General features: G+C 44.5%; 4 protein-coding genes, 1 tRNA gene and 1 other annotated feature. Of the genes, 2 read left to right on the plus strand and 3 right to left on the minus strand.

Translation table 11 applies throughout. The features are described from left to right. Positions 1-101: 101 nt before the first annotated feature. Positions 102-935, plus strand: coding sequence for an undecaprenyl-diphosphate phosphatase (locus tag BLU30_RS10945; protein WP_090246348.1), 834 nt, complete (start codon positions 102-104; stop codon positions 933-935). 66 nt (positions 936-1001) lie between these two features. Beyond that, positions 1002-1247 (plus strand) — a binding site (T-box leader). A gap of 51 nt (positions 1248-1298) precedes the next feature. Continuing rightward, a complete protein-coding gene (locus BLU30_RS10950; RefSeq protein WP_090246350.1) occupies positions 1299-2981 on the plus strand; it encodes a 2-isopropylmalate synthase in 1683 nt (560 codons plus the stop codon). A gap of 56 nt (positions 2982-3037) precedes the next feature. Here the strand turns inward: BLU30_RS10950 and typA are convergent, their stop codons facing one another. The 3 genes from typA to BLU30_RS10965 form a co-directional block, all read right to left on the minus strand. Next, on the minus strand, positions 3038-4855 hold the full coding sequence (gene typA / locus BLU30_RS10955) for a translational GTPase TypA (RefSeq protein ID WP_090246351.1): 1818 nt from the start codon (positions 4853-4855) through the stop codon (positions 3038-3040). Positions 4856-4994: 139 nt separating this feature from the next. After that, positions 4995-5780, minus strand: coding sequence for a histidinol-phosphatase HisJ family protein (locus BLU30_RS10960; RefSeq protein WP_090246353.1), 786 nt, complete (start codon positions 5778-5780; stop codon positions 4995-4997). A gap of 70 nt (positions 5781-5850) precedes the next feature. Beyond that, positions 5851-5926: transfer RNA gene (locus BLU30_RS10965), tRNA-Lys, on the minus strand. Positions 5927-6000 lie beyond the last annotated feature (74 nt).

A 6000-nucleotide genomic window follows, 5' to 3' on the forward strand; every position in this document is an offset into this window, starting at 1 on the left:
ATCCATTCCTTACAATTCTGTAATCCTGAATCTATATATTTATCGAATTCTTTGTGGTAAAATAAAATTTAAATTTAAAGAAAGCGAGGAACGCATCGTTCATGTTTTTCGAAATTTTAAAGGCAGCTTTATTCGGTATCGTACAGGGAATTACCGAGTGGCTCCCCATTAGCAGTACTGGTCATATGATTCTATTGGAGGAGTTCATCCATATGAACGTTTCAAAGGACTTCTGGGATATGTTCCTGGTCGTGATCCAATTTGGCTCCATTCTGGCTGTTCTCCTGCTGTATTTCCATAAGCTTAACCCCTTCTCCGGTACCAAAACACCAGTGGAGAAAAAGAAAACCTGGAATCTTTGGGCCAAGATTATCGTCGCCATGCTGCCTGCCGCTATCATTGGTCTTCCTTTGGACGATTGGTTTAATACCCACTTTTATAATTTTATCAGCGTCGCCATTGCTCTGATTGTCTATGGGATTGCCTTTATCGTCATTGAAAATCGGAATAAGCATCGACAGTTCAAAATCAATTCCCTGGATGAGCTGAGTTTTAAAACAGCCTTGGGAATCGGCTTTTTTCAGGCACTCTCCATTATCCCGGGGACTTCACGTTCAGGCTCGACCATCCTTGGGGCATCCATTTTGGGAACATCCCGTAAAGTCGCCGCTGAATTTTCCTTCTTTCTGGCGGTTCCGGTTATGCTGGGCGCCAGTCTAATGAAGCTGCTTAAATTCTTTATCCGTACCGGCTTTGGCTTTTCTGGAACTGAGGCCGCAGTGCTTCTTGTTGGGATGGTGGTGGCTTTTATCGTTTCAGTCTTTGTCATTAAATTCTTAATGAGCTATATTCGGAAGCATGACTTCAAAGTCTTTGGATACTACCGGATTATCCTTGGGATCATCGTTCTGATTTACGCTGCTCTCTTTGCTTAGAAAACTTTTTCTTTAGATTTATTTTATTCTATCCTTGACAAATAAAAAAATGTCAAGTAGAATACTGGTAATACAGTGATGGGGAGTAGTAAGATTTCCAGAAGGTACAGAAAGCCGCTGGCTGATGTGAAGCGGACTGAACGGACATCTGAACTGGCCTTGGAGTAGCATGCTGAACCGCCAAGTAGGCATCGCCGGTATCTGACCGTTATATCAGGAGGATATAATCCCTTGGGACGTATCTGATAAAGGTAGCCAATATAGGCTGTGAATTAGAGTGGTACCGCGTAAGCGTCAACTTTCGCCTCTATGTCTTTTAGACATAGAGGCTTTATTATTTTGGGAAAAAAGGAGAATAAAATCATGATGAATCACAAAAAATACAGTCGGGGCTATTTTATGCCCCCGGTTTCCTCCCACAAATGGGTGGAAAAGGAATATATTACCGAAGCACCCGTTTGGTGCTCCGTGGACCTTCGGGATGGCAACCAGGCCCTGATCATCCCCATGAGTCTTGATGAAAAAATTGAATATTTCCAATATTTAGTTTCCGTTGGCTTTAAGGAAATCGAAGTGGGCTTTCCCGCTGCCTCTGAAACGGAATACCGTTTCCTCCGGGCTTTGATCGAGCAGGACCTCATTCCAGAGGATGTCACCATCCAGGTGTTAACCCAGGCCCGGGAGCATATTATCCGTAAGACCTTTGCCGCACTGGAGGGCTGTAAAAAATCCATCGTTCATCTTTACAATTCAACCTCCCTGGCACAGCGTGAACAGGTCTTTCGAAAATCAAAGGAAGAAATCATTCAAATTGCCGTGGACGGCGCTGTGATGCTCAGGGATTTAGCGGCAGAAACCCAAGGAAATTTCCAATTTGAATACTCCCCGGAAAGTTTTACCGGCACCGAGGTGGACTTCGCCCTGGATATCTGTAACGCCGTTCTTAATGTATGGCAGCCCACCGCGGATCATAAGGTCATCATCAATCTGCCCGTTACCGTATCCATGTCACTCCCCCATGTCTACGCCAGCCAGATTGAATATATGTGTGATAATATGGCCTATCGGGAAAATGTCGTGGTGTCCCTCCATCCCCATAACGACAGGGGCTGTGCCGTAGCCGATTCTGAACTGGGATTACTGGCTGGAGCCGATCGCATTGAGGGGACCCTCTTTGGCAATGGGGAACGGACAGGGAATGTCGATATCGTTACCCTGGCCCTGAATATGTACACCCACGGTGTGGACCCCAAGTTAAACTTCAATAATCTGCCAGAAATCACCGAAGCCTATGAACGCAACACCCGGATGCACGTCTACGAACGCCAGCCCTATAGTGGGGCTCTGGTATTTGCCGCCTTCTCCGGTTCCCATCAGGATGCCATCGCCAAGGGGATGAACTACCGGGAGGAACAGCACACCAATAAATGGACGGTCCCCTATCTCCCCATCGATCCCACAGACTTAGGCCGGATTTATGAAAAAGACGTGATCCGAATTAATAGCCAGTCCGGCAAAGGCGGTATTGGCTATGTTCTGGAACAAAAATATGGCTATGATCTGCCAAAACTTATGCGTGAGGATCTGGGCTATACCGTTAAGGATGTCTCAGACCATAAGCATAAAGAGCTTTCTGCAGAAGAAGTTTACGATATCTTTAACACGACCTATGTGAATAAAGATGAACGCTTTTCCCTGCCAGAGTATCATTTCACCCAACTGCCTGAAGGACGGATGCAGGCAGATGTCGTGGTTGAACGGGACGGCGTACAAAGCACCTGTTCCGGAGAAGGCAATGGCCGATTCGATGCTGTGTGCAATGCGATCAAGGGGATCATGAACACGCCCTATACAGACTTAAAATACGGAGAGCATGCCCTGGAACATGGTTCTACTTCCAAAGCGGTTGCCTACGTTGGTATCACCCTGGAAGGCAATGGCACGATCTGGGGAGCCGGTATCGATAATGATATTATCGTGGCCTCCGTCAAAGCCTTGGTTTCTGCCATTAATCGTGCGATGGAAAAGCCTCAAACACAGAATTAATCTATAAACCACAAAGAGCCAGATACAGCGATTAGCTGTTCTGGCTCTCTTTATGGTTAGTTCCGTCTGAAACGACGACGATCTAATTCAGAAAGAATCTTCTTCCGAATGCGAATATCCGTTGGTGTTATCTCCACCAACTCATCGTCCTCAATAAACTCCAAGGCTTCCTCAAGGGTAAAAATCTTTGGATCGATGAGTTTCAAAGCATCATCAGCACCTGATGACCGGGTATTGGTCAGCTTCTTGTTCTTGATGGGATTCACCACCATATCATCACTACGGTTATTAATCCCAATGACCATTCCTTCATAGACCGGTGTGCTGGGTCCTACCATCATGATCCCGCGATCACTTAAATTGTACAGGGAATAGGCCATGGTTTCTCCGGCAACACCAGAGATCAACACCCCATTCTGACGACCAGGAATTTCTCCCATATATGGTTCAAAGGAATTGAATCGACGGACCAGGGTGCCTTCACCGTGGGTATCATTGATAAACTCACTCTGATAACCCAAAAGTCCCCGGGTTGGTACATTAAATTCAAGATTGGTCCAGCCTTCATCTGAGGACATCCCCACCATTAATCCCTTGCGAAGATTAAGCTTATTAATAACGGCTCCGGAATACTCATCCGGTACGCTGATTACAACTTGTTCTACCGGTTCCAGCTTCTTCCCATTTTCATCCCGGTGCATGATAACCTCTGGCTTGGAAACCGAAATTTCGTAGCCTTCCCGGCGCATGTTTTCAAGCAAAATGGAAAGGTGCAGCTCCCCACGGCCCGATACCTTATAACCTTCAGTGGTATCTGGAAGTGGCTCAACTGTCATCCCAACATTGACTTCAAGCTCTTTTTCCAATCGAGCCTTAATGTGCCGGGTGGTCACAAATTTACCTACTTTCCCGGCAAAGGGTGAGGAATTAACCAGGAAATTCATGGATAGAGTTGGCTCTTCGATCTCGATTAATTCCATAGGCTGGACCTGGTTGACTTCACCAATAGTTTCGCCAATGGAGATATCCGGAATTCCAGAAACCACGGCTATATCTCCTGCCTTAGCTTCTTTAACTTCTACCCGGGATAATCCCCGATATACAAAGATCTGACCTACGCGAACTTTTTCAAAGCTACCATCCCGTTTCACCACCTCCAGGTTTTCCCCAGCATGGATGGTCCCATAGGATACCCGGCCAATTCCTAAACGCCCGATATAATCATCATAGGCTAAGGTCGAAATCTGCATCTGGAGTGGCTCTAAGCTTAAATCCTCAGGAACCCCAGCATGTTTAACAATGGTATCAAAAAGTGGGGTCAAATCCTTGCTTTCGTCCTCCATTTCATATTTGGCAATCCCTTCCTTGGCCACACCATAAAGGATGGGAAAATCCAATTGCTCGTCATTAGCCTTTAACTCAACGAACAAGTCAAAAACTTCATCGACAACTTCTTCGGCGCGTTGATCCTTTTTATCGATCTTATTGATAAAAAGAATGGGGCGCAGTCCCTGTTCCAAGGATTTATTCAAGACAAAACGGGTCTGTGGCATGGGACCTTCACTGGAGTCTACTAACAAAATCACAGTGTCCACCGTCTTTAGAATTCGTTCTACTTCAGAAGAGAAATCGGCATGTCCCGGTGTATCGACAATATTAATCTTAATATCACCATGCATGATGGAACAATTCTTTGAATAAATGGTGATCCCTCGTTCTCGCTCTAAATCGTTGCTGTCCATAATACAGTCAACGACCTCCTGATTTTCACGAAAGACGCCGCTTTGTCCCAGAAGGGCATCCACGAGAGTCGATTTACCAGCATCGACATGGGCGATGACAGCAATATTAATAATGGGCTGTTGTTCTTTCATAGTTACCTACCTTTATAAAGGAATTAAATCAACAAAAAACCGGGGTGAAGCCCCGGATGGTCGTTCATCTTAATGCGTTCATTTAATTTTACTGCAAATTTTACAACTTGACAAGTAATATTTTCATTTTAACGAAATCTTACAGCAAATGACCAACTGGCATCATTTCTTTAAAGGTATAAATCGCTTTAAACCCCATTTCCCTTAATTCATTTTGGGTTTCAAGAATCTTAAATCCCAACTCCTCCTGGTTATGTCCATCCGAACCAATGGTAATGATCTCACCACCTAAATCCTTGTAAAGACGGATGATCTCCCGAGAAGGGGTTAAATCCTTGAGCCCATAACGATAGCATGAAGTATTAATCTCAATCCCTCTTCCCCTATCGATAATATGTTTAAAAATCTCAGCGATTTGATCACGGTTTCGTGTTGTTAAATAAGGGCCCCCTTCCACATACCGATTGATGACATCAACATGCCCTAAAAAGCTATAGTCATTGTATTGGGATAGAACGGAAAGCAGTTCATTATAATATCCTTCCAATATGGCGACCCGGGATTTACCCTCTTGGTATTCATTGCGCCAAAATTCCTGGTTATTAATTTGGTGAATGGATAAAATGACAAAATCAAAGGGATAAGCATCAAAGGTCTTCTGATATTCTAAAATGGTGTGGGACTGGATACCAAATTCGATCCCCTGACGAATTTCAATCTGGCCTTTATATTTTTTTTGATAGTCCCCAATTGTCTCTAAATACAAGGGGATATCACACTGATCGACGCTATCAATTCCATAATCAAGATGTTCAGCATAACCAATTTCTTCAAGGCCCAAAGCAATTGCTTGTTCGATGGATGATTTCATTGCATAATCCGAATCATCACTGAAAGCCGTATGTAGATGAAAATCTGAATACATGGGTCCTCCTTCATCAATTCAGAATAAAAAACTTTAAAAAAAAGAGCCTCGTGGGCTCTTGAACAGTCGATGGTGACCCATGGGCGACTTGAACGCCCGACACCCTGATTAAAAGTCAGATGCTCTACCAACTGAGCTAATGGGTCATATGAAATGATGCCTCTCATCCAATGCGTACAGTCATCATATGGGGCAGTTTACCCCACTAAGCGATTCACAC

Source organism: Eubacterium barkeri, assembly GCF_900107125.1.
Lineage (GTDB): Bacteria > Bacillota > Clostridia > Eubacteriales > Eubacteriaceae > Eubacterium_O > Eubacterium_O barkeri.